The following is a 1,596-nucleotide window of genomic DNA, read 5'->3' as shown; positions in this document are numbered from 1 at the left end:
CTCACGACTACTGAACTCGGTGACCGCCAACTCCTGAGCACCCAACAACGCACCAGCATCGACCGGATAATTCTCATACACGAACAACGTGTCGAACAACTGATCATGACCCGAAACCCGATGAACCTCCCCAAGCGCCAAATGCTGATACTCAAGAGTCTCATTGTGGTTGCGCTGCAATTGATCCAGCAGATCGGCCACTGTGTTCGCCGCAGTCATGTTCGCGCGCACCGGCACGGTGTTGATCAACAGACCCACCATGAACTCCGCGCCCGGCAGGTCGACCGGTCGACCCGAAACCGCGGTACCGAAAGCCACATCATGCTGACCCGTGACGGTCACCAGCAGCTGCGCCCACGCGGACTGCAGCACAGTGCTGACCGTCGTGTGCCGCGCGCGGGCTAGCTCTCCAATCGCCTGCGTGATCTCAGCGGAGAGCCGATACGTCTCTACCCCACGCGCGCCGGCCGCAGCGCGCGGCGCCACCAGCGTCGGCGTATCGAAACCGTCCAGGACCTCACGCCAGGCCGCGCGCGCGGCATCACCGTCCTGTCCGGCCAACCAGGTGACGAACCTGCGATATGGCATCGGCTCGGGAAGCCGGTGCCCGTAATAGCCCGCGAAGATCTCCTGCAGCAGGACCGGCAACGACCAGCCGTCGATCACGATGTGGTGAATGGTCACCACGAGCCGGTGCTCGTCTTCAGATGAACGGATCAGCGCGGCCCTGAACAGCGGCTGCTGGCCTGCCAGGTCGCACACCGCCGCGCGCTCAGCAGCACACACCTGCTCGATCCGGTCGTGTTCGTCGGGTCCGGCCTCCAATTCGACGTACTGCCAGCCGATTACAGGATGCGCCGGGATCACCTGCACGGGCTCGTCGAACTCCTGGCTGAAGCGGGGCACCAGATTAGGATGGCGATTGACCATGCTCTGCACCGCATCGCGCAGCCGGTCAGCGTCCAGCGCACCGGCCACAGTGATGCCCAATTGCACCGCATACACATCGTCGCCGGATCCCTCGAGAAGGCCGGCCTGGAACAAGAGTCCCTTTTGCAGCGGGGTCAGCGGCAGCACGTCCGCGATCGGGTGTTGCTGTGTCAGCTCGTCGATCTGCTGTTGGCTCACCCGCGCAGGTACAAGGTCCGAGGGGGTCAACCCGCCGCCGCCCCGACGCACATGTGCGCAGATGCCGGCGAGGGCTTCGAACCACAACCCGCCAATCCGACTGGCGTGCTGGTGATCCAAGGCCGAGGGCGCCCACGTCCAGGTCGCGTGCAGATGTGGCCCAGCCTCGGTGTCCATCGTGCCGGCGTTGAGCTCCACCGTGTGTGCCAGTGGTGTCGGCACCGACGTCGCCGCGGCGATGATCGACATATCCTCTTGGTCGATCCGCCACAGACCCTCGGCAAGATCGGCCGCTCGGGCACCCAGCCGGCCCAGATAGTTGAAACCGATCGACGGATCGGCCCCGCCGAGATCGACATCGGGATTCAGATAGCGCAGCACCCCGTAGGTCAGGCCGTCGGGCAGCGCGCGAAGTTGTTCTTTGGCGTCCTTGATGACAGGCCCGAGCGCGCTGTCGCCCGACGTCAC

Annotated in this window: 1 protein-coding gene; it reads right to left on the bottom strand. The window is 64.6% G+C overall.

The annotated features are described in order from the left end of the window. Positions 1-1,596 (bottom strand): condensation domain-containing protein (locus tag AB4Z42_RS28320; protein WP_442012567.1); only part of this gene is annotated, 1,596 nt, incomplete at both ends.

This window comes from Mycobacterium sp. 2YAF39 (assembly GCF_052114565.1).
In the GTDB taxonomy this organism is placed as follows: domain Bacteria; phylum Actinomycetota; class Actinomycetes; order Mycobacteriales; family Mycobacteriaceae; genus Mycobacterium.
This window is presented reverse-complemented; position numbering and strand designations above follow the sequence as displayed.